Origin of the sequence: Arsenicibacter rosenii (assembly GCF_001870735.1) — a bacterium.
In the GTDB taxonomy this organism is placed as follows: domain Bacteria; phylum Bacteroidota; class Bacteroidia; order Cytophagales; family Spirosomataceae; genus Arsenicibacter; species Arsenicibacter rosenii.
On sequence record NZ_MORL01000005.1, the window covers coordinates 250,167 to 275,594 of the forward strand.

At 49.3% G+C, this 25,428-nt stretch carries 21 protein-coding genes and 2 pseudogenes; 9 read left to right on the forward strand and 14 right to left on the reverse strand.

What is annotated here, in order from left to right; genetic code table 11:
- Window positions 1-2: 2 nt before the first annotated feature.
- Complete coding sequence (locus tag BLX24_RS12155) at window positions 3-941, reverse strand: LytTR family DNA-binding domain-containing protein (protein ID WP_071503412.1); 939 nt, start codon at window positions 939-941, stop codon at window positions 3-5.
- A 199-nt stretch (window positions 942-1,140) separates the two neighbouring features.
- Here BLX24_RS12155 and BLX24_RS12160 point away from each other — a divergent pair, with 199 nt between their 5' ends.
- Entirely contained in the window at window positions 1,141-2,043 is a 903-nt protein-coding gene (locus BLX24_RS12160) for a carboxypeptidase-like regulatory domain-containing protein (protein ID WP_071503413.1), read from the forward strand.
- A gap of 48 nt (window positions 2,044-2,091) precedes the next feature.
- Here BLX24_RS12160 and BLX24_RS12165 read toward each other — a convergent pair whose 3' ends face one another.
- The 3 genes from BLX24_RS12165 to BLX24_RS12175 are packed head-to-tail and all read right to left on the reverse strand — an operon-like array spanning window position 2,092 to window position 4,662.
- Window positions 2,092-2,556 (reverse strand): 3-oxoacyl-ACP synthase, encoded by a 465-nt coding sequence (locus tag BLX24_RS12165; protein ID WP_071503578.1) that lies wholly within the window; start codon window positions 2,554-2,556, stop codon window positions 2,092-2,094.
- 60 nt (window positions 2,557-2,616) lie between these two features.
- Complete coding sequence (locus BLX24_RS12170) at window positions 2,617-2,910, reverse strand: DUF952 domain-containing protein (protein WP_071503414.1); 294 nt, start codon at window positions 2,908-2,910, stop codon at window positions 2,617-2,619.
- 12 nt (window positions 2,911-2,922) lie between these two features.
- Window positions 2,923-4,662 carry a GMC oxidoreductase gene (locus BLX24_RS12175; protein WP_071503415.1) on the reverse strand — a complete coding sequence of 580 codons (1,740 nt, stop codon included), beginning with the start codon at window positions 4,660-4,662 and terminating at the stop codon, window positions 2,923-2,925.
- A 174-nt stretch (window positions 4,663-4,836) separates the two neighbouring features.
- Between BLX24_RS12175 and BLX24_RS12180 the strand changes: the two genes are divergently transcribed.
- From BLX24_RS12180 to BLX24_RS31685, 3 genes and pseudogenes are all read left to right on the forward strand, one after another.
- The gene (locus BLX24_RS12180; RefSeq protein ID WP_071503416.1) at window positions 4,837-5,184 is read left to right on the forward strand and encodes a hypothetical protein; all 348 of its coding nucleotides are present in this window, start codon (window positions 4,837-4,839) and stop codon (window positions 5,182-5,184) included.
- 883 nt (window positions 5,185-6,067) lie between these two features.
- Window positions 6,068-7,720, forward strand: a complete 1,653-nt coding sequence (locus tag BLX24_RS12185; RefSeq protein WP_071503417.1) for a hypothetical protein — start codon at window positions 6,068-6,070, stop codon at window positions 7,718-7,720.
- Between the two features lie 319 nt (window positions 7,721-8,039).
- Window positions 8,040-8,198 (forward strand): annotated as a pseudogene (locus BLX24_RS31685) (NAD(P)-dependent oxidoreductase); the annotation flags it as partial.
- 11 nt (window positions 8,199-8,209) lie between these two features.
- Here BLX24_RS31685 and BLX24_RS12190 read toward each other — a convergent pair.
- Entirely contained in the window at window positions 8,210-9,217 is a 1,008-nt protein-coding gene (locus BLX24_RS12190; protein ID WP_071503418.1) for an IS110 family RNA-guided transposase, read from the reverse strand.
- A 245-nt stretch (window positions 9,218-9,462) separates the two neighbouring features.
- Here BLX24_RS12190 and BLX24_RS12195 point away from each other — a divergent pair.
- From BLX24_RS12195 to BLX24_RS12205, 3 genes and pseudogenes are all read left to right on the forward strand, one after another.
- A pseudogene (locus tag BLX24_RS12195) lies at window positions 9,463-10,161 on the forward strand (SDR family oxidoreductase); the annotation flags it as partial.
- Window positions 10,162-10,336: 175 nt separating this feature from the next.
- Window positions 10,337-11,629: a TraB/GumN family protein gene (locus BLX24_RS12200; RefSeq protein ID WP_071503419.1), complete on the forward strand. Its 1,293-nt coding sequence runs from the start codon at window positions 10,337-10,339 to the stop codon at window positions 11,627-11,629.
- Window positions 11,630-11,691: 62 nt separating this feature from the next.
- Entirely contained in the window at window positions 11,692-13,077 is a 1,386-nt protein-coding gene (locus tag BLX24_RS12205; RefSeq protein ID WP_071503420.1) for a cytochrome P450, read from the forward strand.
- 98 nt (window positions 13,078-13,175) lie between these two features.
- Here BLX24_RS12205 and BLX24_RS12210 read toward each other — a convergent pair whose 3' ends face one another.
- The 5 genes from BLX24_RS12210 to BLX24_RS12230 all read right to left on the reverse strand — a co-directional run bounded on the left by BLX24_RS12210 (window position 13,176) and on the right by BLX24_RS12230 (window position 19,176).
- Complete coding sequence (locus tag BLX24_RS12210; protein ID WP_071503421.1) at window positions 13,176-13,778, reverse strand: hypothetical protein; 603 nt, start codon at window positions 13,776-13,778, stop codon at window positions 13,176-13,178.
- Between the two features lie 230 nt (window positions 13,779-14,008).
- Window positions 14,009-14,560 carry an META domain-containing protein gene (locus BLX24_RS12215; protein ID WP_071503422.1) on the reverse strand — a complete coding sequence of 184 codons (552 nt, stop codon included), beginning with the start codon at window positions 14,558-14,560 and terminating at the stop codon, window positions 14,009-14,011.
- A 202-nt stretch (window positions 14,561-14,762) separates the two neighbouring features.
- On the reverse strand, window positions 14,763-15,833 hold the full coding sequence (locus tag BLX24_RS12220; protein ID WP_071503423.1) for a DUF4249 domain-containing protein: 1,071 nt from the start codon (window positions 15,831-15,833) through the stop codon (window positions 14,763-14,765).
- Window positions 15,834-15,845: 12 nt separating this feature from the next.
- Entirely contained in the window at window positions 15,846-18,173 is a 2,328-nt protein-coding gene (locus BLX24_RS12225) for a TonB-dependent receptor (RefSeq protein ID WP_083421937.1), read from the reverse strand.
- Between the two features lie 217 nt (window positions 18,174-18,390).
- The gene (locus BLX24_RS12230; protein ID WP_071503425.1) at window positions 18,391-19,176 is read right to left on the reverse strand and encodes a sulfite exporter TauE/SafE family protein; all 786 of its coding nucleotides are present in this window, start codon (window positions 19,174-19,176) and stop codon (window positions 18,391-18,393) included.
- Between the two features lie 224 nt (window positions 19,177-19,400).
- Here BLX24_RS12230 and BLX24_RS12235 point away from each other — a divergent pair, with 224 nt between their 5' ends.
- Window positions 19,401-19,775, forward strand: coding sequence for an HPF/RaiA family ribosome-associated protein (locus BLX24_RS12235; protein WP_071503426.1), 375 nt, complete (start codon window positions 19,401-19,403; stop codon window positions 19,773-19,775).
- 113 nt (window positions 19,776-19,888) lie between these two features.
- On the opposite strand, the gene metK is transcribed toward BLX24_RS12235, so the two are convergent.
- From metK to BLX24_RS12255, 4 genes are all read right to left on the reverse strand, one after another.
- Window positions 19,889-21,166 carry a methionine adenosyltransferase gene (gene metK / locus BLX24_RS12240; protein ID WP_071503427.1) on the reverse strand — a complete coding sequence of 426 codons (1,278 nt, stop codon included), beginning with the start codon at window positions 21,164-21,166 and terminating at the stop codon, window positions 19,889-19,891.
- Between the two features lie 111 nt (window positions 21,167-21,277).
- On the reverse strand, window positions 21,278-22,318 hold the full coding sequence (locus BLX24_RS12245; RefSeq protein ID WP_071503428.1) for a DUF3500 domain-containing protein: 1,041 nt from the start codon (window positions 22,316-22,318) through the stop codon (window positions 21,278-21,280).
- 127 nt (window positions 22,319-22,445) lie between these two features.
- Window positions 22,446-23,141 carry a 3-keto-disaccharide hydrolase gene (locus BLX24_RS12250; protein ID WP_071503429.1) on the reverse strand — a complete coding sequence of 232 codons (696 nt, stop codon included), beginning with the start codon at window positions 23,139-23,141 and terminating at the stop codon, window positions 22,446-22,448.
- Window positions 23,142-23,264: 123 nt separating this feature from the next.
- Window positions 23,265-24,341, reverse strand: a complete 1,077-nt coding sequence (locus BLX24_RS12255) for a hypothetical protein (protein ID WP_071503430.1) — start codon at window positions 24,339-24,341, stop codon at window positions 23,265-23,267.
- Between the two features lie 248 nt (window positions 24,342-24,589).
- On the opposite strand from BLX24_RS12255, the gene BLX24_RS12260 reads away from it, so the two are divergent.
- A complete protein-coding gene (locus BLX24_RS12260; protein ID WP_071503431.1) occupies window positions 24,590-25,342 on the forward strand; it encodes a hypothetical protein in 753 nt (250 codons plus the stop codon).
- The last annotated feature ends 86 nt before the right edge of the window (window positions 25,343-25,428 follow it).

Here is a 25,428-nt window from a genome sequence, read left to right on the forward strand (position 1 = left end):
GTTTATACGGTGCCCAGGCGCTCTTTGAGCCCTTTCAGACGGGTACGCTGCATGATAAATTCGGTTTTGTTGTCGGTCAGCCGGACGATGTATTTATCGTTTTCCCAATACGAATAGTTCTTCACAAACCGGACGTTGGCGATCACTGACCGGTTGATCCGGTAAAACTGCTCCGGGTTTAGTTCGGCTTCGAGTTCGGTCAGCGTTTTGCGGATGGCGTATGTCCGGCCAAGGGTATAAGCGTAGTATAACTTTTGTTCGACTTCAACATACAGTATATCGCGTACTGCCAGCAGGGTTTCTCCTTCCTCGTCCGACGCTTCGAGTTGCGCCAGATAGGCAGGCTCCGGCTTTGGCTGAGCCACTTCAGCTATTGGTGACGCCTCCGGTTCAACCGGGGCCGCCATGCGTTGTTTTTGCCAGTCGTTATAATCCAGGAACAGATTCAGATTCAGGAAGCCATAGCCGAACACCAGAAACGGCAGAAAATAGTTGGCAAACATCCGGCCGGTAAAGACATACTCCGGGAACCAGTCGCTCCAGGCATAATCCGGATAAAAAATGGCCAGATAGCGTAATGTATTGGTAACCGGCCCAAATACCGGAATGGCCAGGCAGATAAAAGGAAAGAATTTCAGCTCATACCCAATGACCGACCGGCCCGAAAGCACCAGCGGCCCCGGCTGCGTCAGCCGCACATACAACATAGCCAGCCGCACAAAGATAAATACCGAAATCAACTCAAACAGGTAATAGTAGCCGAAGAGCATTTTCAGATAGTGCAGCACATTGCCCCGGGTCAGTGGCGCAAACTCTCCCCCGTCCTCCCGTTGCAACGTCATGACCTGATACAGCACAATACCGATCAGGGTAGTGATGAGAAAGGCGCGCCATTGCCGCTTGACGCGAAAGGTTAGATGGAGGGATGGTTGTCCGGTCATGGATCAAAGGTAAAATCTACCCGTATTTCGGGCAAGTTTACGGGCATTTCAGGATTTTAAATAACGAAACCGGCCTTATTTGAGCCGTCAAAGCCCTTATCTCAGGCCTGTGTGCTTGCGCAGCGCCCCACAGCCGGTGTACGTTTGCATTGTCGGTTACGGACAAACCCGACCACGAAAACACTAAACACATATAGCCATGAGCCTTCTGAAATTCTCTCTCATCGCCTTTTTCGCCTATATTTTTTCCACTTTTTTCGCCGTTGGTCAGACCACTCCAAATCGTAGTGTATCGGGTCGTCTGACCGACCGGAGTCAGCAGCCGTTAGCCTACGTCAGCATCGGCATTATCAATACCCCGGTCGGAACGGTGGCCGATGATAAGGGAGCTTTTACACTTTACCTCACCGACAAGGTAAATCCGCAGGATTCGGTCCGGTTCAGCATCTTAGGCTACCGGTCGATCAGTCTGACCGTTGCCGATCTGCAGCAGCGTCAGTCCCAAAACCAGCCGCTGATCATGGACGAACAACCTCAGTTGCTCAACGAGGTACGGATCTCCAGCCGTGACACCAGGGTAAAAACCATCGGCAGCGAAAAGGCGGACACCAAAATGCACACCAACTTTGCCCTCAGCCAAAAGCCGCGCCAGAATCTGGGAGCTGAAATAGGCCGCGTTTTTAACACGCCTACCGGGGCCTGCCGGTTAGAAAAATACCGGTTCTATATCATGTCGAACTTTGAATCGGTCACATTCCGTGTTAACGTATACGACGCCGGCGATATGCACCCGCTGATCGACCAGAACATTTATGTGCCGGTGACCGGAAAAGGCAAAAAGTGGGTGGAAGTGGATTTAACGCCTTACAACATTGTTGCCCGGAAAAACGTCATTGTTTCAATTCAGTGGATTGATAACAGCGAAAAGGGAACGTTTTTGGGCATGCCGATGCAGATGCCTGCCTTCGCTACTCACTATTACAAATACGGCAGTCAGGATAAATGGAAGAAATTCAACGGCATGACAACGGCCATGAACCTGACCGTTACATGCAGCAAACTGGCCGATGTGCAGGAGCGCGAGCAGACGGCCCGGAATTAAGCCTACCCCCTGTTCTTCCCCTGTTTTGCGGGGAAGAACAGGCAGAGATCAGGCTACTTCCTGAAGCTGATACGCCATTTTGTTAAACGTTACGGTATCACCCGCGCTATGGCCGATCAGCAAAGCCCCGATGGGTGAAGCCGGCGAAACGACAAAATAATCCACACCATTTATCACCAGTTTACCGACGCTGATGGCAATGAAAAACCGGCCGCGATTGGTCAGGACCAGGCTACCCGCCCGCACTACCGACGACGGTTTATCAATATCGAGCTGATGCAGGTCCTGTTCGAGTTTCAGCGCTTCGGCCAGCAGCTGTGCATGGCGGTCGCGCTCGATCTGGGCCATAGCCCGCCCTGTTTCGTATTTATCGCCCGCACTGCTTTTGGATTCTTCGTTAGCCGACTCCTGAGCGGCTTCCATAGCCGACCGGGCGGTATCGATCCGCTGCCGGACGTATTGCTGACATTGCTGATAGAGTGCGTCCTTTACAGGATGAGGGGTTATGTGCATGACGGAATGCCGACGCTGTTTTTTGTCGTTTTCAGACAACTGCTTATCGGTCAAAATCGTTCACAGCGCCTCAATGCGGTCGATAGCTTCTTTGTTCAGCGGCCCGTACAGGTGCGGAAACAGCTCCTGATTGGTGGAGGGCTCGTAGATGAGCGGGGCGGTCAGCTTATCGGGGTCAATATGCAGTTTGAGCAAACCCGTCTTACCGGCATAGTAGCGTTCCAGCACACCGGCCACCTGATCGGGTTTGCTCAGATGAATAAACGTTTCCTGCTCAAAGGTCGGGCTCAGGTAGTGCGTTTTGCCGGCAAACGTTTCCCACCAGGCTTTTGTGGTTATATGATAAATGTGCATTCTTTTATCTCTTTACAAATTCTTCCGCTTCATTTCAGCCACGGCGTAGTTGGCGGCGCGGGCCGCCAGGGCCATAAAGGTAATGGACGGATTCTGGTTGCCCATGGTCGCCATACTCGCACCGTCGGTCACGAAAACGTTCGGCGCGGTGTGAAACTGATTCCACCGGTTGAGCAAGGATGTTTTCGGGTCACGGCCCATCCGGACGCCACCCATTTCGTGAATATCCAGCCCCGGATTCCGGTGATCGTCGTAGGTACGGATGTTTTTGCAGCCTGTTTTGTCGAGCATTTCGGCCGCCTGCGTCATAAAATCCTTCATTTGCCGGATGTCGTTATCGTCGTAATCAATCGACGTGATCAGCTGCGGCAGCCCGAACGGATCCAGCTCTTTGCTTAACCGGACATGATTGGTCTTTTTCGGGATGGTTTCGCCCTGCATACCCATGAACACACTCCACGACCCCGGTTTGGTAATGCTTTCCTTAAAATCAGCTCCGAATCCTTCTTTCCCGTACCCCTGCCCCCAGCCTGCCCGGCTCGCCCCGTAGTACGACATATAACTGCCGGTAAAATCAGCATCCTGTTTGTGCACGTTCCGGAAGTTGGGCATGAATACCGACGTGGGCCGGCGGCCGTAGAAATAACCGTCAGGATAGCCCTCAAAGTCGGCCACGGCATTGCCACGGTAGTTATGAAAACCAATGTACTGCCCCAGCACCCCGCTGTCGTTGCCCAGTCCGTTGGGGAAACGGCGGGAAATCGAATTCAGCAAAATGAGGTTGGTGTTCAGGCAGGCCGCATTCACAAAAATGACACGGGCAAAGTACTCAGTCACCACTTTGGTATTGGCATCAATCACCCGAACACCCGTTGCCTTGCCTTTTGCATCGTCATAAATGATGGAATGCACCACTGAGAACGGCCGCAGGGTGAGATTTCGGGTCTTTGCCGCCCACGGTAACGTACTCGAATTGCTGCTGAAATACCCGCCATATGGACAGCCGCGATAACACAAATGCCGCGCCTGGCACTGTGCCCGTCCCTGCGCCAGATGGATGGGTTTGGGCGCCGTCAGGTGTGCACACCGGCCTATGATGGCATAACGGTCTTTATAGTGCTTTTGCAGTTCGCGCTGCATGTGTTTTTCGACACAGTTCATTTCCCAGGGCTTCAGAAACTCGCCATCGGGCAAGGTATCCAGACCGTCCCGATTGCCGCTGATACCGACAAACTTTTCGACATGACTATACCAGGGAGCCAGGTCTTCGTACCGGATCGGCCAGTCACCGTATCCGTCGCGGGTTGGGTTTTCGAACTCATACCGGCTCCAGCGCTGGGTTTGCCGCGCCCATAACAACGACTTTCCTCCCACCTGATAGCCCCGGATCCAGTCAAACGGTTTTTCCTGGATATACGGCTGGTCAGCGTCCTTGACAAAAAAATGCTGCGTTGCTTCATCCAGCGCATAACATTTGGTGGCAATCGGATTCTGCTCATCGAATTCGGCCGGCATCCGGTTACGGTGCGGAAAATCCCACGGATTGAGGGTTGCGGTAGGGTAATCGGTAACGTGCTGCACATCGCGTCCGCGCTCCAGCACCAGCGTTTTCAGGCCTTTTTCGCAAAGCTCCTTAGCGGCCCAGCCACCGCTGATTCCCGAGCCAATGACAATGGCATCATAGTGGTTTGTGGTATTGAGATTTAGGGCAGGTACCGGCTGTTTTTCGTTCGTGAGTAAGGGCGTTTCCATCGGTTCATCTTAACAACTACGAAAGTACCGGTTTAGAGGCACATAAGCCAGTAAACGGCGAGCAGAAGGCAGGAAGCAAAGGAGAGAGCGCAACCCTTGACATTAATTTATCAATATATTATCTTGATTAATTAGTAAAGACTGACCACTTTTTCGCCCTTTACCCTTCAACATATGGAACCGCTTGACGTAACCCTAACCTCCCTACACGAAGAAGCCATACTCCTTCGCAAAGCCGGTCACAGCTTCAGTGATACAGAGCGTATGCTGACCGAACGCTTTCCGGCAACGGCTGACACAATTACCCTGATTGTCAAAAACCTGAAAACGCAGCATTACCTGCTTTGCCGCAAGCGAGGCATGGTTTGCCTTGGTTTGGGCGTGCTGCTGTGCGGCCTTGTCTTCCTGATCACCTTTGTCCAGTGGCAATACGGCGAACCCGCCCCCCGGGCACTCTATGGCTTTACCGGCACCGGAGCGACGCTGGTGATGGCGGGCGGGGTGCAGGTGTTGGGGCTGTGATATGAGGGATTGCTGCTGTTATAGCCGTCGAAGACTGTAACAGCAGTTGTTTCTTTTACAGCTTACTATTTATAATGCGCAAACACCGTGCTAATGAATCATTATTTGTTTGCGAATCATGTTGTCAAACTATTCGTTTATGCAAAAAAACTCGTTATTAAGGCCTACTAATCACTAATTGACAAATCGCACATAGGCAAACAATATACAATCGTTATTTATATCCCGAAAACACCATATGAAATAAAAAAAAGAAAATACAGATAAAATTACCATCAATTCAAGCAATGAAAATTCTACTGCACTTATATTGGAAAATAATTTGCTCTAGAAATGACAGTTAAACAAAATCTTCAACAATTCCGTAATTTAACCTTGATCGATAATGCGCTCAACACCTGCCAGGTAAGACAATTTTCGCATTGTGTATGCCAATAACCCTTCTGGCACCTATTAACCATTTGTCGGTTTGACTGCTATGCGTTATCTCTTTCAGGACTATGACTTTTAACCACAGCTAGTCATTTGTGCCGTAAAATATACGCATCTAAACGTCTGACAACTCACTTACTCGTATTGCAGAAACCACAAGTTATCAAAAACAACAAAACTATAAATATTTATTTGCATAAATTATCATATGTTATTTAATTGCCTTTTTTTGATCGACTATAAAGCAGGTTATGAAATAGTTGAGCGGCATACCAATAAGAACGCACAAAGAGATGCTACCTATAAACTATGCATCGACGTTAACGCCGGCAACAGAGCTTATCCATAAAGCAAGCCTGAAGCAAGCGGTTTATCAGGAGAACAAACAAGTGAACCGAACAGTGACGATTCAACACTGCCAGGTAAGGTAGTGTCTAAAGCAACCAATAAAATGAAAAAAGAAAAAATCTACCATCTGATATGTTTTATGCTTTGTCTGAGCTTATATGCACAGGCCCAGCGAGAAGTAATATTACCAGGTGTCTGCGCGACATGTCCGACAAGCACAACGCCTAATGTGCTGGGCGAGCCTATACCCTGCAACGGGTTACAGGATGCTAAGGATTTTTCCGGAGCAATGGGAAACTCACGCAACTTACCTACTTACAACCGGATTTCGGGTTTTATTTCAAAAGAAGGCATTGTGTATATTGGCTGGCATGATTCTGATGTTGTTAGTAATAAAGGCGGTAACCTTGAAGATTGTCTGGCAGGCCAGTACCCGCAAGCAGCTCTTCCGACGGGCTATGCACAACGAACAGACAAGATGTACTCGGCATTTCCGGCCAGAAACGTGCTTGCGGGCGCCCCAGGACAAACATTCAAAGCTATTCAAAAAATAGATCAGGCATTTTTTATCCTCAGCGACCAAGGTAAAATTTATAATTGGGGGCGTTTATCAGCATCAGGTTTTGCACTTGGAGGACCAGCTGCGCTAACGTTAACTGCCAATGACCCGGATTGTCAACCTTTTCAGGTACTACGGGAAATTCCACATCCTCAAAATAAAAAATGGGTAGCTATGCAAATTACTCAGCGTGCCGGATATGCTGCCGACGAATCAGGAGATTGGTGGTGTTGGGGACAGGGGCCCAGCTCAGCCTTCCCTAGTTCAAATGCTGCTGTATCTACTAACCTCATTGATTATGGATGGGCTAATCCACAGGTGGCTACTATTGCTACCCCGGTAAGAATGGACCGTCTTGTGCCACAACCCAGGATACCGGCCAGCGATGATGAATGTACCTTGGTTGGAGACTGGAGAGAGTCCGGTGGTCCAAGTGTAGCTTCTTATAACTTTATTAGTTATATCGGCACTGACTCTCTGGTGTATACATATGTTTATGAACATCAGCCTGAGGCTTCATTAGCCACTGCAATAACTCTCAAAAATATACCACTACAAGGAAATGCAAAAGCAAAGAAAATCCAGCGAGGTTTTTTAAAGGATTATAAACGGGCCTCTGCATCTACTAGTGCCTCGCCTTACCCGGCCCCCGTTGATTATGTATTAGATTACGCGGGTAAAATACATCGGTTTGTCGAAACCTTACCGCCGGCCACAACTGTAAACTTAGGTAATTATACGTTTCAGGACTTTGTTGTCAGAGATGCGTATGCTATAGAGAATGACTATGATAATTCGCAACCATACGCTCCTCAGGCATTATTTCCGCTCGACCTGGTCGTGACTGGAGGAACCCCATTAGTAACAGCTCAACGTGGATATAATGGAGGCACATATCCGCTTACCAGTTATCAGCTTTTTGAATTCGGACCAAGTCAAGGACTAAATTTCAAAATCGACAAGCTTTGGCCTTCTTCACATAGCCGGGGGGGATTTACTATTCTCAAGAGTAAAGACAACAAGCATTCATATGCATTAACTAGCACGCTTAATTTAGCCGTGAATCCTGCGGTTCCTGGTGGAGATGTCAACAACAACTCATATTCCTTAGACTTTGCTTTTGGTATGTATATGGAATACTTAAACAATAATCTTCAGCGCCGGGGACCTTATAAACTAATTAATTGCTTCAACTAATCCGGACCGATATAGGAAGCCTATACATATCCCACCGGTAGCATCATGTGTTGTATGGGCTTTGTGGGCTTACGCCAGACTTTTCTGTCAACCTGTTTTTCGGTAGAATCCAGGCCAAATATAACCTCTGCTGTTCTGGCCCGAAAGGGTCATTGCAGCAGAGGGCTGTTTACTACTTGTTCCGTTTCCTCACTACGTCAGCCCCAAATCCTATCATTTCAGTAGATTTCATAAACAACATGCGTTGCGGACGTATTCATACAGCACGGACTGACCCCACTTCGGTGCGCCGGGCCGTACTACAAGTAAACGCAACGTTATGGAAACCAAAATTCCCCCTCAACACCAAACCGAACAGCCGGGCATCGAGGCCGAACTCGATCCACAGCCGAAAGTAATCCGGTATCTCTACAAAGGCGCCGATAAGCTGCGCGACAAAGTAGCCCTCATTACGGGCGGCGATAGTGGCATCGGACGGATTTCTATGATCTAAGCAAGCTGATGCGTATAATTTTCTTCATAATTCCGATCTTGCCGGACGCAGGCAAAAATCCGATGGACTATCTTGTTGCGAACATTATTAAGGACTAACATTTTGTTCTTGCCTTGGGCTACCTTACGTTGATAATAGAGTTTCAATTGAGGGCAATGTTGAATCGCTGACATAGCTCCTAAATGCAGTAACGACTTGACCTTTTTATTGGCCATATGACTAACTTGAGGTTTTCCTCTTCGTTGGCCAGAACTCCGTTCAAAAGGTACCACTCCTGCATAACACGCAAATTTTTTCGGGTCTGATATGGTAGTGAATTCATTTGTCGCTACAATGATCTCAGCAGCGGTTGTTTGGCTGATACCAACCACAGAAGTAACTCGCTCAAAGAGCCGTTTGAGTTCTGGATCTTGCTGAGCAAGTTCAGTAATGGCTTGATCAATCGACTGTAAGTCGGCTTTGAGTGCTTTGAGCGAGGCTGCACATGCCTGTTGATCAGCTTTACGATCAGCTTTTCCCACAAAACCTTCAGTGTCAGTCAGTGGGGTTTGCAGCATTTTGATCTCCTTAACCAGACGGGCACGCTGTGCTGTAAGTCGGTCAAGTTGAGCGATGACAGTTCTGGGTGGTGTCCATAGGCGAGCTTCATCGCGATTCTTGTAAGCAAACAGGGCAATGCGTTTTGCATCCATCTGGTCGGTTTTACCACGGGTAAGTCCCATACTCTCTTGAATATGAGCGGCTCGCTCTACCCAAACAGGAGCAGAATGACGGTGAAGTGCAGTGAGTAAAGGGTTATTATAGATTCCCGTAAACTCCATACAGAATAAGCATTGTCTTAGATTGACTTTCGTCTGCTGATGTAATGCTTTGAGAAATTGTATGATGCCTTTCTTATCATTGGTCACCTGCTGATGAAATAAGATTTGGTTGGTTTTGGCAACGGCAAAGTCAAGAGTAGCTTTAGAGACATCCACGCCAACGAAATAGTCGAATTGCTGCATAACTTTAAAGGGTAAGCACAAAAGTTGACCAACGCTTAGACTCCTCAATACCTTGCTAATGGGTCTTTAACCCAAATTTCTATCTGAGATAAATGTCTAAAGTGTTCCGGAAGGTCCCTGAATCCGTCCATAGGTCTTTCCTTGCCGAAGCCTTAAGGTGTTCCTTCCGGAGTTGGTTCTCACACACTGTGAGTGGCATTAATGTACACGTATAATCTTGGAAACGTGCAACTGGACAAATCTAAAGGTCGGTAGCCGTACACTTTGCCCGCGAAGGCGCGGATGTGGCCATCGTCTACACCCCGCGCGAAGAAGTCGACGCGCAGGAAACCAAACGGATGGTTGAAGCCGAGGGCCGACAGTGCCTGCTGCTAAACGGCGATTTGCGCAACTCTGTCTTTTGTCAGCAGGTTGTGCAAGACACGGTCCGGCGGTTTGGCAAGCTCAATATTCTCGTCAACAATGCAGGCGTGCAGTACCAGAATCAGGAGCTGGAACAGATCAGCGACGATGAGCTGCAAAAAACGTTTGAAACCAACATTTACGCGTTTTTCAGGGTTACCCGCGCCGCTATCCCACACCTGCACGAGGGCGACAGCATCATTAATACCACCTCGGTAACTGCTTACCAGGGCCGCGCTGACCTGCTCGATTATTCGTCGACCAAAGGAGCAATTATGTCGTTTACCCGCGCCTTGTCCAGTAATCTGGCCGAGAAGAAAATACGCGTCAACGGCGTTGCGCCCGGACCGATCTGGACACCGCTTATCGTATCGACCAAGACACCGGAAGAGGTAGAGAAGTTTGGAAAAGATACGCCCCTGGGTCGGGCAGGGCAACCTGCCGAACTGGCTCCGGCCTATGTTTTTCTGGCCTCAGAAGATGCCTCGTACTTTACCGGCCAGGTCATTCACGTCAACGGCGGCGAGGTTGTCAATTCGTAAATAACAGACTGCGTACAGGCAAATCGGGTAATCTTATCTTGCAAAAGTCCCCCGATTTGCCTGCCAAACGTCCCCAAAAAGGCATTTCGTCCCTCAAAAGGGCTAAACGCCCCTTTTTTCCGCTTACTAAAAATGGCGCGCCTACCTTCGTGACAGTAACGTTCACAAACGCTCCATGACTACTAACCGATTTCTGACCGTACTTTCTCTGCTTATTCTTTCTGTGATCACCCAGGTGCAGGCTCAGGATTATACAGCTTACCTGCGTCAGCATCAGACTGCATTTGCACCGGATGAGCCACTCAGCTTTTCACAGTTTGACTCCGCATTTTACCGGAACCGTATCTTTCTGCTTGGCGAACCACATGGGTATGCTGCCCCGCAAACCATTGACCTTACCCTGCTGAAACACCTGAATCAGCGTACCGGCCTCCGCAACTACCTCGCCGAAATGGATTTTGCCCAGGCTGATCTGGTGAACCAATACCTGCAAACCGGACAGACCACGCTGCTGGATTCGTTGTTTAATAACTTCCGGCGACAAACAAATGCCGGTACATCGCAATGGGGAAATCAGGAGTTTTACGATAAAATTGTGGCGATTCGTACCTATAACCTGACTCAACCGGCAATCGCCCAAATCCGGTTTATCGGCGTTGACTGGTTCCAGAACAAAGGCCGGTTCGCCCTGACCCTCCTGAAGCACATCGGCAACCAGTCGCTAACTACTCCGACAAACCGGCCGACACTGGATAGCCTGCGGACCCTGCTCACCGGCGATAGCCTTTCGCTTGGTAAACTATTGCCCCTGACGGCCTCAATCCGGCGGGATTTAACGGCTAATCCGAGCTACTACCGGCAACTGCTAGGTGACAACGTTCTGCCCTTCTCACTCTTCTTCGAATTAATCAACTGTGCTACGGATAAGCTGAACCGCGACCAGGTTGCTGCCCGCATGACGTTGTTTTATTCGGAGCAAATGCACCTCGAACAGGAAAAACTATATGGGTTATGGGGATATGCGCACATTTTACAGGCCGGCACGGGCAAACAGGCGACGTTCTCCGGCATGCTGGCAAAGGCCGGACAAAGGGTAATTACCATGGCTACCATGTTCAAAGACAGTAAAATGCTGGTACACCGCGACCACCTACCGTTTTTTCTACGAAAAGGCAATGAGTTGCTTTGTGAAGTCAGCGCACTCAATGCCGACGGCAAGGTGTTTAAGGTTGATCATTTCGATGATCTGACGTCGGTCAACAACCCCGCATCCGTTACGTTATTCAAGCTGGATGCCCCCGATTCGCCTTATCGCCAGACCTTACGCCTTGTCAAAACCGGCGGGCTGACTGGTACGAAAATCGAACCCTATACCCTGGCTCCGACCGTCACAACCGATTATTTTCAGTACGTCTTTCTGGTGAAAGACTCACCGGCTGTTCACCTCTGGCAACCTGTAGTACGGTAGCAGACCGGCGCCATCTGTAAAGCGGCGCAAAATGCGTACCTTCGGACCTTATTCTGCCAGTTATGGAAACGCCTGTTACACCCGCTGCCAACCATCCGATTCCTGTGCATCCCGGCTTGCCGCTGCTGGGCAATTCGCTGGATTTTGTCCGCGACCCGCTGGGAGCCCTGCGTATGTACCGCCGCCTGTACGACCAGGACGACGGCCGGCATATTGTCCGGCTGAGTGTCGGCGGACGGATTCAGCAACTGGTGTTCCGGCCGGAAGATGCCAAACAGGTATTGCAGGAAAATCACCGGAACTACGGCCGCTCTCCGGCGTTTCAGGTCCTGAAACTGTTTCTGGGCGAGGGCCTGCTGACCAGCGACGGTGATTTCTGGCTCCGTCAGCGGCGGCTGTCTCAACCGGCATTTCACCGCCGGAAGCTGGCGATCCTGGCCGAAACCATGATTCAGGAAGGGTACTACTGGGTTGAGCAGCTATCGGCGGTCGCGGGTAGTCAACCGGTAAACATTTCGCAGTCGCTGATGGATACAACCATGCGGATTGTGTGTAAAACGCTGTTCGGCGCCGATGCCGGTCAGCGCCTGAACCAGGATTTATCGTATTCGCTCGAAATGGTCAATTACCTGGCCAACAAGCTGCTGATTATTCCGGTGCGCTTTCCACTATGGGTGCCGACGCCCGATAACCTGAAATTTAAGAAAGCCACCCGCCTGGTCAATCAGCTCATTTACGGATTTATCAACGCAAGGCGGCAAACCGGCGCACGGCATGATGATTTGCTGGACATGCTGCTGTATGCCGAAGATGCCGATACCGGCGAACGCATGTCGGACCTGCAGCTGCGGGATGAATGCGTGACGCTTTTTATGGCCGGTCACGAGACCACGGCCGTCTCTATGGGCTGGACGCTTTACCTGCTATCTCAACACCCAGAGGTGCTGCAAAAACTGCACGAAGAAGTTGATCAGGTTCTGGGTGGCAACCAGCCCTTAACGGTTGATGATCTGCGTGCGCTGCCCTATACGGGTCAGGTTGTGCAGGAGTCGATGCGGTTGTATCCGCCCGCGTGGATCATGAGCCGGCTGGCTTTGCAGGACGACCGCATTCAGGGCTACACCATTCCGGCCAACACGTCGGTGCTGGTGAGTCCCTATCTGCTGCACCGCGATCCCGTCCAATGGCCCGACCCCGACCGCTTCGATCCGGACCGGTTTGCGCCTGGCTGCGACAAAGAGCGGCATCCGTTTGCCTACATTCCGTTCGGAGCCGGCCCCCGGCTGTGCATCGGCAATCAGTTTGCGCTGATGGAGATGCAGATTCTGCTGGCCCTGTTTGCCCGCCGCTTTACCATAAGCGCCCCGCCTGTCAGTCCCCCTGGTTTACAGCCGTTGATTACGCTGCGGCCAAAGCAACCAATCCGGTTAGTGATAATCTGTAGATAGTATTATTAGCAACAGGAGTCTTATTGGGTTAAAACAAATCGGGGTGAGCACATCTGCTCACCCCGACTGATGCCTCTCAGCAGAAACCAACAGGTTACTTACTTTCCTGAAGAGCCTTCTTTGCTAAAATAAAGCGCGCTTTTATAAGACACTGGCGAGCTACTACCATTCTTTTTCACTGTATTGCTTAACTCCAGCTGGCCATTTGCATTAATACTGAAATCAACTGCTTTCGTCAAATAGGTCAGGTAGCGGGTTTCGCAATTCATAAACTCCGGGCTAGCGGAATGCATTTTGTATTGCATCAGATCAGTAATCTTTAGTTTACCTTTCTTGGCAGTTACATCATATGACTCAATTAGACAATTTCCTCCGAACGATTTAGAATACGTATCATACTCTACTGCATTTCCAGATATTCCAATACCGTACCCCATCGGCGTAAAGTTTACGCTCATCTGTATTTTATCTTCACTCATGCCGTTACAAACTACCTCCATTACATTATCTGTCTGTACATTTTTCAATATCCATATGCCCTTCATATCTTCTACTGCTCTAGTCATCTCTTCCGGGGTTATGGTAACCTCCGGGGGTGTAGTAACCTCCGGGGGTGTAGTAACTGAAGCCGTTTCATTCTTACACCCTGCCGTCCAACTCATCATTACCAAGCCTAACAGACAATAAACCAGTTTCTTCATAATTATTAAGTCTTTTTTAATATGAAACAATTAAACTATGACGCATTTACATGTCATAAGTAACAGAAAAATCTATCCATCTGTATCATGCACCACAAAAATGGAGACGTAATATCTTTTTCTACCTTAAGAGGATCTGCAATAGGTTTATCCGGCACAAAATCAATCAGGATAAGCATATGTATGCCAACCCTGATTGATAACTATACAGGAGAAACAAACAGGCTACCTTACTTTCCAGAAGGAACTACTTTACTAAAATAAAGCGCGCTTTTATACGACTCTCCAATTAGAGATCCGCTGCCGTTCAGTTTCACGGTATTGCTTAACTCCAGCTGACCATCAGCGTTAATGCTGAAATCTACTGCTTTCGACAAATAGGTCAGGTATCTTGTTTCGCAATTCATAAACTCCGCATTTGGGGAATTCATTTTTGTTACCGCTAGTGCCCCAATATTAAGCTTACCTCTTTTAGCTGCCATATCATATGAGTCAATTGTATAACTCCCCGCAAATGTATTTACGGATGATTGTCCGTATAGCTTCAACTCACCCTTATCACCGACACTCTCCTGCGTAAACGTCACATTCATCTCCTGTACTTTACCTTCATTCATGAAGCCACAAGCCGCATCCATCGCATCCCCCATCAGTACGCTTTTCAATACCCAGGTCCCTTTCAGGTCATCTGCTCTCGTTGTAACCGAAGCGGCCTCATCCTTACATCCGGCTGTCCAGCTCATCATCATTAAACCAAACAGGCAATAAAACAGATTTTTCATATCAGTAAAGCTGTTTAAAATGAAATAACTTACTTATGACGGAGAATCACAGACAAGTAACAAATAACCAATTCTTCTTCGGTAAGATTGCGTCTCAAAAAACAGCCATAAATTATCCTTCTCCCCGGGAAACCGATCATACCGGAACCGGAACCGGAGCAGGAGCAAAGTTATCACAGCACTCACGATACGGAGATATGTGCTAGAAACGCCACCATCTGGGTGGCTTTGTTGTGCGGAAAGCGCTCTCCCGGCATGATACACAGGCGCCGGGAGGCGGTAACGGAGGCGGGTGATACACGACATTGGGCAAGGCAGAGACCGTACTCCGGTCAATCAGTAACGGTCGTACGACCATTGACGAAGCAGAAAACAAGCCGAATACCTGTTCATTTCCCTGATCGACAGCGCTGACATTGCCTTTAATTGTAGCAGGAGCGGCATCGAACAACCCTCCTGTATTTTTGATCAGATCATTCAAGGTATACAAATACTGATAGGCCTGTTCGGTTAACGAGAACTGCTCAATTTCAACGTAATAAACAGTCGTGCTGGCATGTGGAGCCCGTAACACCGGCTGCCGGCTAATCCGGTTTCCGTTAACGGCCTGGTCGCTGGCAATATTAATGGGCGAAAAATAACGGATAATATCCCAGCAATAGGTCTCGCAGCAGTTACGGCTGAAATCACTGCTGCTCTGACAGCCCGGACAGGCCGGCACGGTCACCACATCGCAGTAAACAATAGGTTCGTAATGAACCCAGGTCCAGCGGTAATAGTTTTTAATGTCGGCCGGGTCTTTCACATCGACGTAGACATCAAACCCTTTGTCGTAGGCCAGTGTACCCGGTTTTATTTTTTCTGTGTATTCCGTATAGGCCGTATCCATAGGCGTGGCCGGTAAAAGCGTTTCTGCCGTTGACTGAAAACGCCTGCCGTCCGACAGTGTAATGTATAAGGTGTAGCTCTTACCGGTTTCACCTTGCCAGCTACTGGTCTTAGGCTCATAATAACCGGGAGCCGTTTCGTTGAACGTGACTTCTGTACCGTCGTTGTCCTTCACCAGAACAGTTGCTCCGCGCACAAGCAGGTTAAGCGCGTACTGCGTATACTCAGCCGTAAACGACAACGCAACACGGTTACGCCCGGGCTGGTCGGTTACCAGCCCGTCAATGACCAACCCCGGCTTCAGCGTTTGCACGTCCGGATAGAAGGGTGTTACACACTGTACGGTAATCAACAGGATAAGCAGAAAAACCGTTACGACTTTCATAGGCGGTTACCGTTACAACTTGAAATTATACGTCAGCGACGGAATAACTGATCCGAATATGGATAGCTTATTGGCTGTACTTTCGGCATAGCTATTGAATTTATAGAACACAGAAAAGGCATTTTTACGCGCATATACGTTGTAGAGTGCAAAATTCCAGCTATACCACCAGTTCGTTTTTTTTGCCGGATTCTTCTCCCACGTAAAGGATACATCCAGCCGGTGATAATCGGGAATTCGTTGCTGATTTCTGTCCAGATAAATCGGGAAAGGCACGCCGTATAACTGGCCTTTGGCATAGGGCACTGTCATCGGACGACCGGTGCTGTAGGTAAAATTGGCTGAGCAGGTAAACGTTCTCGATGGACGATAAATACCCAGTAAGTTTACCGCATGGGGTTTATCGTAGTTAGCAGGATACCACGCACCGTTGTTTACCTGGTCAATCGGCAACGGACCGTTAATCAATAATTCCGTGCGGGTATAGGCGTAACTGGCCCAGCCGGTTAAAAAGCCTTTGCTTTTTTTCACCATGACTTCCAGCCCGTAAGCCCGGCCACGGCCCTGTAGCAATTCCGTTTCGGGGGTGTTATTTAATAAGAGCTTTGCTCCGTCCCGGTAATCAATAGCATTATGGTTCCAGCGGTAATACAGCTCTGCGGAGATTTCCCAGGTGTTTTCTCCGGCATTATGAAAATACCCGCCCGACACCTGATCGGATAGTTGGGGCTTGATGTACTTATCACTCAGTTTCCAGCGGGATGTTGGTAAGGCGGCCGTTGTATTTGTAACCAATTGCAGGTACTGACGGCTTTTCGTATAGGAAAACTTCAGCGAACGGTCCGGTTTCAGCGACCACCGGAATGCCAGCCGGGGTTCCGGACCACCATTCTGACTGACAATGCCGCCATCACCGATAACATGACGTTCCTGGATATATTCCGGCCGGCGCGGTTTGTCCGGCAGATAGGTCCTGATTTCGGCCGGACCCAGATACAGGAACTGCGAATACCGTATGCCGGCAACCACCGCCATCGTACTTGAGATGTTAATTTCGTCTTCGGCAAATACGGCAGCTTCCAGTCCTTGTTCAGAAGCCAGGCGGACGGGGTTGAGATTTGATACGGGTCCCGGTGTCAGCGTATTGGGTAATAAGCTGTAATAGGTAGCCTGCAGACCAGCCGATACTCGGTGATGCCTCGCCTGGTAGATTAATTCAGCTTTGCCGGTTTTAGACAAAAGCTCTGCCTGTAGCCGAAAGGCATTTCCCGAATCAGGAACACTTGTAGCTGACCTGTAACGCGACAAAACGCCTGTCAGGCTGATAGTCAGCCGTTTATTAACTGCAAACAACCATTTTAACGAACCATTGGTTGTCTGGTAATCGAAGCCTGTCCGCGTAGCAGCAACATCAACAGATAGCAGGGAGTCCGATGAAAACAGGAGCTTATCGTTACTGGCATATAGTGATGCATAAAACGTATTCCGTTCATCAGGCAGGTATTTAACCTTTGTCGTTACATCATAAAAACGGGCTTTCGTATCACGGATATTAAACGGTGCAAGCCGGAACAAAAAGCTGTTAACAGCCAGCCGGGCGTCTGCCAGAAAGGTTACCTTCCGGGTGCCGGCCGGTCCTTCAATACCTAACCGGTTAGAGACAACGCCAACGCCTCCGCTTATCCGTAATTTTTCGGCATCGGGCTCTTTGGTACGGACATCAAGGACGGCGGCCGTGCGACCACCATACCGGGCCGGTAAACTACCTTTCTGAAGCGTTACATCACGTACTGCGTCAGGATTAAATACGGAGAAAAAACCCATCAGGTGCGACGAGTTATAGATCGGCATGTCATCCAGCAGCACCAGATTCTGATCAATACTTCCTCCCCTGACATTGATACCCGTTGCTCCTTCGCCAACCGTCGTAACCCCTGGTAACATAAGCAGGCTCCTGACGACGTCGACTTCTCCCAGCAATGCCGGCATTTTAACCAGATTACGGATCGGCAGTTGTGTAACGCCCAACGCTACCTGTTTTACCTGTTGATCGGGTGCCTCCGTACGAACCGTTACCTCCTCCAGCAACTGAGTATCCTGACTCAGGCTGATATTATTGAGAAACAAATTTGGCGGGAGGGTTATTTTCTGCTGAAACCGCAAATAACCGATATGCGAAGCAGATAACGTGTAGGTACCGGCCGGCAGCGTTACCGAGTAAAAGCCTTCTCTGTCGGTGGTTACCCCCTGCCGGCGTTCCTGAATAAAAATAGTCGTCCCCGGAACCGGTTTCCCGGTTTCTTTTTCATTAACATATCCGGAAATAACCTGCGAAGGCATTGACTGAGCACCTGCCTGTATTGATAGACATACGCCCAGCAACAGATTAACTGCCTTTTTTCCTGTACACGCCAAAACGATTATAGTATAGGTAATAGTCTTTCGTACAACAAGTTATACAATAAATTCTATCAACATACTTTCTTCGCTGTTATATAGGCAAAATGCACTGAAGATTGATGCTCCGGTGGTCGTATTTCCAGTGATTGTTCTCTGTTTATCCCAGCCACCCAGCCACAATCTCATAGCCGAACCGGAAAATCAGCCCGAACACAACGACCAGAAACAGCATCCGGATAAATGAACTGCCACGGAAAATGGCCGTACGGCTGCCGATATACGAACCCAGCATGTTGCAGGCCATCATGGGCAGCGCCAGTTCATAGGCAATGTGGTGGTTCATGATGAAAAAACTCAGCGATGATACGTCGGCTACCACATTAATGATTTTTGCGGTTGCGGATGAACGCAGAAAATCGAAGCCGATGATACTGACAAAGCCAAACACCAGCAGACTCCCCGTTCCCGGCCCGACAAAACCGTTGTAAAACCCGATGGCCATACCGACCAGCAGGCTATAGTACGGCAGTTGCTCCGGCGATACCCGCAGTTGTTCTGTTTGACCGAGATTTTTATTCCGGTACGTATAAACGGCAATACTGGTCATCAGCACCAGGATTACGGGCTTCATAACCGCTGTACTGATCAGGCTCGAAATCTGCGCCCCGGTATAGGACATAACAGCCGCTCCGACAGCCGCCCACGCTACTGCCCGCCATGGAACGTTTACGTTGCGGATGTACTGACTGGCGGCTACAGCCGTCCCCATAAACGACGAAAAACGATTCGTACCAACCACCCGCGGCACCGGAAACTGAGGAAATAAAATGAACAGAACGGGAATCTGCACTAACCCGCCTCCCCCGACAACTGCATCAATAAAACCGGCTAATAAGGAAGCTGCGCATACAATAAGAATTAAAAAACTATCTGTTTGGGTCATATTCCCCAAAATTAGCACACATGAAATTATACTTTTAGAAGAATTTGCACTTTTCGATGTTTCACGCCCTCCAGCAAAACGTATGTAAAGAAAGAGTTATCCCTTTTTTATAATTCTTTGCGTGAAACGTAGTTGGATAATTCCCGAATGCTATTGACTCATGTATCATTTTTACCAAACTTAGATAGTCCAACGGTTTATGTTTCACTTTAACAATCGTGGATATGAGACTGCAAATTCATGCTGTTCATTTCGCAGCCGACCAGAAGCTGCTTGAATTCATTCAGAAAAAACTGAATAAACTGGACACCTTCCATGACCGAATAACAGGCGGAGAGGTGTTTTTAAAACTTGAAGGTTCAGAAACCAACAAAGTAAAAGATAAAATCATCGAAGTCCGATTGCATATTCCCGGTAAGGACCTCTTTGTGACCGAACGCGATAAGTCATTTGAAAGCGCAACTGACCGCGTTCTCGAGGTTCTGAAGGACAAACTCGTTCGCACCAAAGAAAAACGGAACGACTTCTCAAGCCCCGCCATCGCCGAAGCGCGTGACCGCATGGAGGTAGAAGAGGCTGAAGAAATAGATGACCTCTGATTATTCCTGATCCTGAATAAAGAAGGCCGCCTTAAGTGATTAAGGCGGCCTTCTTGCTTTTATTAACTACCAGTGTGGTCCGCTTTCAGGAAGCTGAAAACACCGGGAAGTAACTAAAGATTAAACGATTCTTTGATCGCGTCGACGTAGTCCAGTTTTTCCCACGTGAACAGTTCTACTTCCAGCACTTTCGTCTCATCATTCCGTGTAAATGACTTCTTGACAATCTGGTTCTGACGGCCCATGTGCCCGTAAGCGGCCGTTTCTGAATAAATCGGGTTACGCAGTTTCAGGCGTTTCTCGATGGCGTACGGACGCATATCGAAAATTTTCTCGATTTTCCGGGCGATTTCGCCGTCGGTCAGATCAACTTTAGCCGTGCCGTATGTATCGATGAACAATCCGCAAGGCTTAGCCACGCCGATTGCGTAGGAAACCTGTACCAGAACCTGATCGCACAGACCGGCAGCCACCATGTTTTTCGCGATATGACGGGTTGCATACGCCGCCGAACGGTCAACTTTCGACGGATCTTTACCCGAGAAAGCGCCACCGCCGTGAGCTCCTTTACCACCATAGGTATCCACGATGATTTTCCGGCCTGTCAGCCCTGTATCACCGTGTGGTCCGCCGATTACGAACTTACCGGTCGGGTTGATGTAATAGGTAATATCGTCGTTGAAGAGCTCCTGCAACTCTGCTTTCAGCTTCACCTTCACGCGTGGAATAACGATGTTGATCACATCTTCGCGGATACGCTCCAGCATGGCGGCATCGTCAGCAAAGTCGTCGTGTTGTGTTGATACAACAACGGTATCAATCCGGATTGGCCGATGATCATCGCTGTATTCGATGGTCACCTGCGATTTGGCATCCGGCCGCAGATACGACATGATGTTGCTGTCGTGGTTGCGGATGTATGACAGCTCCTGCAGGATCTTATGAGCCAGATCAAGTGCCAGCGGCATGTAGTTATCGGTTTCGCGCGTAGCAAAACCAAACATCATTCCCTGGTCACCAGCCCCCTGCGCGTTGGCTAATGTTTCAAAATCTTCAGTCGTTACCTGACGGTCAACGCCCTGGTTAATGTCTGCCGACTGATCATGGATAGCCGACAGGATACCGCATGAATTGGCTTCGAACATGTACTCGCTCTTTGTGTAACCGATTTTACGGATTACCTCGCGGGCGATTTTCTGTACATCCAGATACGTGTTGGTTTTAACCTCACCTGCCAACACAACCTGTCCGGTTGTTACCAGCGTCTCGCAAGCAACCTTGCTGGATGGGTCAAAAGCCATGAAATGGTCAATCAGTGCATCGGAGATTTGATCGGCTACTTTATCAGGGTGTCCTTCAGAAACAGACTCGGACGTGAAAAGATATGGCATTAGTAGGCAAATTTTTCTGATTAATGCGCAAAGGTAAACTATTTTGTGTATTGCATCAGCACCGTTTACAGTTTCGTATGCACAGACAGTTGCCTGAGCGCCCGCCCTGTGCTATTTGTGCTGCTGTTCATAATGGAGCCGCAGCATATCTTCACCAAAATCATTCGTTAAATCCCTGACAACCGAGTGAATATGATTAGCCTGATTCTGGCTGTTGTCAAATTCAATCAGGATTGTCGGGCCGTGAATCCGGTAATATTGCCCCTTCCCGGGTCCGTAGCCAGGCTCGCGATCGCCCGCCCAGGCAAACACCAGCTGGTCTAATCCAGACTTTCTGAGCTTGTCAAGCTGCTGGTTCTTCAACGTTACGTGGTAATTGTCGAGATAGGTGGTCAATAACTCCAGGAAGAGCTTTTGCTGCGCGGTGGTCAGCTCCCCATAGGCAATGCCTTCTTTTTTGTCGATACTCGCCTTTCGGGTGTTTGTGGTTACAATATCCCCCGGACACTTATCCGAAATTACGGCTTTTTTCAGTTGTTCTTCCGTCAGTCCATTCAGCAGTTTATAGGCCAGATCCGCTTCCTGTTGCAGAATAAACGTACCCTTTTGCGGCACTTCTGCCCTGACCACGCCCGGATTACTGCCCATAAATGCCGGAGTAAAGCCGATGAGCTTCCCATTGAGCATTGAAAACTGGAGAGCCACATGATGCCCGTCGATCCGGAAGCTCCACGGCATTTTAGCCTGATCGGGATCGCCGAAAACGGTAAAATAGTAGTTTTCCGGATCACGATACGTATCGTTCGGGGGCCGGTTTTCGACAACCCGCAAGACGTTTTCCAGATCGATAATGGCTGTTATTTTCTGATAGCCGGTCGTACTGAGCAAGGTCTGGAGTGCCTGCATAGCTGCCGTCCGTTGCTCCGGCGTCATTTTTTTGAGAGGCAGGCCCTTACGATCGCGCGGGACATAATACCAGTTATAACGCTCCTGGTCGTCGAAGGCAAGAACGGCCAGTTGCCGCTGTTCGGGATTCAGCGAGTGTACGAATTGCTGCACTACCGGCGTGGTTGGTTCCGAAGACTGCTTTTGGGCCAGCGTCGTTACAGCTGTAACAGCCAGCAGCAGATATGATATAAAAAGGGCTTTCATAAGGCAAGGGGCTTTCCGGAAAAAGCAGACGCCACCGAAGATTTACCCCAGGTAAAATGTAAAACGGAATGATATTCCGTTCTATGTTTTTCATGCACAGAACGGAATATCATTCCGTTTTACAGGACTACAATTCGCGGATGCGGATGTTACGATACCAGACCTTTTCGTCCGGGCTATGGTTTTGCAGGGCAATTTTACCCTTGGCGTGAGCCGTGGCGTAAGGCCAGCTGGCAAACTTACTCTTCGCCACATCAGCCTTCCATTTATCGGTGCCATACTCGTAATCGACTACCTTTTTACCGTTCACGAAGTGCTGTATATGATTTTTCTCTACCACAATCCGGCCTTTGTTCCACTCGCCGGCGGGCTTCACCGCTGTCAGGTCGGCCGGCTCATAAATATCGTAATTGGCCCCGGTCAGCTGACTCCCTTTCAGCTTAGCCCCATTGCCCAGCGGATAGCCCTTATCATCAATCACCTGAAATTCAGGACCAGACATATACGTCGACTTGATCTGCGGATCGTCAATCACTTTATACACCACGCCGCTGTTGCTTTTTGGCGGAATCTTAAACTCAAACTCCAGATCGAAGTTTTCGTATTCTTTATCCGTGACCAGGTCACCACCGGTACCGTCCGGCGTCAGCGCGCCATCTTCTACCGACCAGCCTACTACCTTGTCTTTGTGATAGCTGTGCCAGCCTTTAATCTCTTTTCCATCAAAAAGCGTCGTCCATTTACCGGGTTTAGTGGCTGTAGTGGCTGCAATAAGTACAGCCCCTGCCATTACGCCCGAAATCAGGAAAGAAAGTCGTTTCATCGGTCTATTGGATTTGGTTTGATATAAAAGAATATAGGGTTGAAACCCTACGCTTCAGAGCCAAAATTTATGCTCTTTCACGCAGGGTTTCAACCCTATCTACTAATTATTTATCGGATACGACTATGTCGCCATTTCGCGGGCTATTTCCGGATCGTTATAATTCCGGTCCAGATTGTCGGTTGACTTACCGTCTGCAGGCGAAACGTCCGGATCTTCATCCATATCCGCCTTCTTTACCGATGCTTCATCGAGCATCTCACGAGGTTGTGTCTGGAGCTGGGCGGCTTCCTGTGGCCGTTCAGATGACTGGTAGCCGGTCGGTATATGCGCATCGACCTCGTAGGGATGTGAAGAGTCACCGGTTGCCGGATCTTCCTCCATACCTTCGTCCTCCATACCCGGAATCATGGTATTTCCGGTTAACGCCTCTCCCGGCTTTACCCTGACAGGCTTAATCTCGTCGTGGTCGGCGGGCGGGTTATTTTTCGGGATTGCCTTCCCCGGCAGTTCAATACCGAAATAAGTCGACGTAAACGTCACATCACCAGTGGTGGCGGCGGCAACGGCATTTATCTCATGTGAACGCCCGGGCTGGGTTGGGTCCTGAATTTCAGGCTCGGTGTTTGGCATCGGGTTCGGTGTCGGCAACTCCGGTTGCGGGTCATGCGGCACCGGAGGCTGCGGTGTATCCGGAGAAGGAGGAACCGGGTTGTTCGGATCCGGTACCGACGGTGATGGTGACGGCGGTATCATGTCCCCCCGCACCGGCATGGTACTGTTTATCGTCCAGAAACCGGCAGTCGGCGTAACATCCTGCTCGTTGCCGGCCTGAACCGTTGCTCCTGCTTCCGGATTGTCTGTAATCCCATCTTCGGCGATGCGCGGCTCATCCGAATCGTTTTCGGTTTGTTCAAACCCGTTACCAACCCGCAGGGCCGCCGCCGAACGCTCGTATGAAGTATCCTCTGAGTTTTCGTCAAAACTTTGCAAGGCACGCTCTTCATCGCTGCTGTAGCGATTCCGGAGCTGTTCGTCCTGCACATCGTCGCTTGTGTCGCCAATAGGCTGCAATCGTCCATCGACCAGTTTTACCATATTGGTTTCGGCCTGATCGGCACCGTACATTGATTCGGCGTTTTCATTTGAGACCATATTGGCCTGCTGAGCGCCATCGGAAAGGGCTGATGAATTTGGCATAACGTTGATGATTTAACGACACTTAGTTTTTGTTCCTGTTTGTTGCTGAGATCCTGATTAGTCTGCATTCGGGTTGAATACAACACCATTAGCAACCGGCAGCACGACCAGTAACAGATTCTGATAGTAACTAAGTATCTGATTATATAAACCTCTCTGATTACGAAAGGTTTTTTTAAATGTGGCATTGTATTTGTACTGATTCAGCTAATCAGCCTTAGCTCAGAGATGTAAAGACAGAATCAGGTATGAAACGGATTGTACTTATTGGTATTGGTTTGTTGGTTGGCGGTCAGTTGTATGCGCAGAAAGCGTTCATTTTGAACCACCAAAGCAAAAACGGATTTTTGAACGTGAACGGAGGGGTGAGCTTGCCAACAGGAAACTTTAGCAGTAAATCATCTCAGAATGATCTGGCTGGCATGGCCCTTAAAGGGTTTACCAGCAATGCTTCAGCAGGTTACCGCGTAGTAGGGCCGGTAGGTCTGATGGTTCGGTATGAACGTACCCGTAACCAAATGGATGCTTCGGGTATGCTGGACCTGGTTTATAAGGCCGATGGCACCTCGTGGTCAGCGAAAGCCGGGCAGTGGTCATTGAGTACTGTCATGGCGGGACCTTATGTAAGCATTCCGGTTAGGTTGTTTACCATTGATGTTCGTGCCCTTGCCGGTCAGTTGACGGCCACCTGTCCAGCCACGTCGATGGAAGGCAGCTTTGCCGATATTCCGATCGCGGTCCGAACCAACTCGGCCTTGTCGAAAGCAACGGCATACGGAACCGGACTGACGGTTCGCTACCGCTTAGGTACGAGCTTTGCCTTACAGGTCAATACCGACTATAGCCACTCAAAGGTTACATTCAGCGAAATGACGACCTCCAGTTCCTCTGGCTTCGACCGCGAACAGACAGCGACGTATTCGAGCATGAAACCCATTTCGTTTGTTAGTATTTCGGCCGGCCTGACGTTCCTGTTCGGTAACCGGAACCGGGTCTTCTAAGTAAACACAGCATTTATTCTCTCGCTATAAAATGACCCTTCCCTGCTCAGACAGCGGAAGGGTTTTCTTTTTCAGTTACTTTCCAG

Bases quoted from the DNA above. Each gene is read 5' to 3' on its own strand.
- BLX24_RS12245 (WP_071503428.1), bottom strand. From the start codon at position 22,318: ATGAAAGCCCTTTTTATATCATATCTGCTGCTGGCTGTTACAGCTGTA.
- BLX24_RS12215 (WP_071503422.1), bottom strand. From the start codon at position 14,560: ATGAAAAATCTGTTTTATTGCCTGTTTGGTTTAATGATGATGAGCTGG.
- BLX24_RS12210 (WP_071503421.1), bottom strand. From the start codon at position 13,778: ATGAAGAAACTGGTTTATTGTCTGTTAGGCTTGGTAATGATGAGTTGG.
- BLX24_RS12205 (WP_071503420.1), top strand. From the start codon at position 11,692: ATGGAAACGCCTGTTACACCCGCTGCCAACCATCCGATTCCTGTGCAT.
- BLX24_RS12255 (WP_071503430.1), bottom strand. From the start codon at position 24,341: ATGCCAAATTCATCAGCCCTTTCCGATGGCGCTCAGCAGGCCAATATG.
- BLX24_RS12225 (WP_083421937.1), bottom strand. From the start codon at position 18,173: ATGCCTTCGCAGGTTATTTCCGGATATGTTAATGAAAAAGAAACCGGG.
- BLX24_RS12155 (WP_071503412.1), bottom strand. From the start codon at position 941: ATGACCGGACAACCATCCCTCCATCTAACCTTTCGCGTCAAGCGGCAA.
- metK (WP_071503427.1), bottom strand. From the start codon at position 21,166: ATGCCATATCTTTTCACGTCCGAGTCTGTTTCTGAAGGACACCCTGAT.
- BLX24_RS12260 (WP_071503431.1), top strand. From the start codon at position 24,590: ATGAAACGGATTGTACTTATTGGTATTGGTTTGTTGGTTGGCGGTCAG.
- BLX24_RS12235 (WP_071503426.1), top strand. From the start codon at position 19,401: ATGAGACTGCAAATTCATGCTGTTCATTTCGCAGCCGACCAGAAGCTG.
- BLX24_RS12170 (WP_071503414.1), bottom strand. From the start codon at position 2,910: ATGCACATTTATCATATAACCACAAAAGCCTGGTGGGAAACGTTTGCC.
- BLX24_RS12190 (WP_071503418.1), bottom strand. From the start codon at position 9,217: ATGCAGCAATTCGACTATTTCGTTGGCGTGGATGTCTCTAAAGCTACT.
- BLX24_RS12250 (WP_071503429.1), bottom strand. From the start codon at position 23,141: ATGAAACGACTTTCTTTCCTGATTTCGGGCGTAATGGCAGGGGCTGTA.
- BLX24_RS12230 (WP_071503425.1), bottom strand. From the start codon at position 19,176: ATGACCCAAACAGATAGTTTTTTAATTCTTATTGTATGCGCAGCTTCC.
- BLX24_RS12180 (WP_071503416.1), top strand. From the start codon at position 4,837: ATGGAACCGCTTGACGTAACCCTAACCTCCCTACACGAAGAAGCCATA.
- BLX24_RS12185 (WP_071503417.1), top strand. From the start codon at position 6,068: ATGAAAAAAGAAAAAATCTACCATCTGATATGTTTTATGCTTTGTCTG.
- BLX24_RS12175 (WP_071503415.1), bottom strand. From the start codon at position 4,662: ATGGAAACGCCCTTACTCACGAACGAAAAACAGCCGGTACCTGCCCTA.
- BLX24_RS12200 (WP_071503419.1), top strand. From the start codon at position 10,337: ATGACTACTAACCGATTTCTGACCGTACTTTCTCTGCTTATTCTTTCT.
- BLX24_RS12165 (WP_071503578.1), bottom strand. From the start codon at position 2,556: ATGCACATAACCCCTCATCCTGTAAAGGACGCACTCTATCAGCAATGT.
- BLX24_RS12220 (WP_071503423.1), bottom strand. From the start codon at position 15,833: ATGAAAGTCGTAACGGTTTTTCTGCTTATCCTGTTGATTACCGTACAG.
- BLX24_RS12160 (WP_071503413.1), top strand. From the start codon at position 1,141: ATGAGCCTTCTGAAATTCTCTCTCATCGCCTTTTTCGCCTATATTTTT.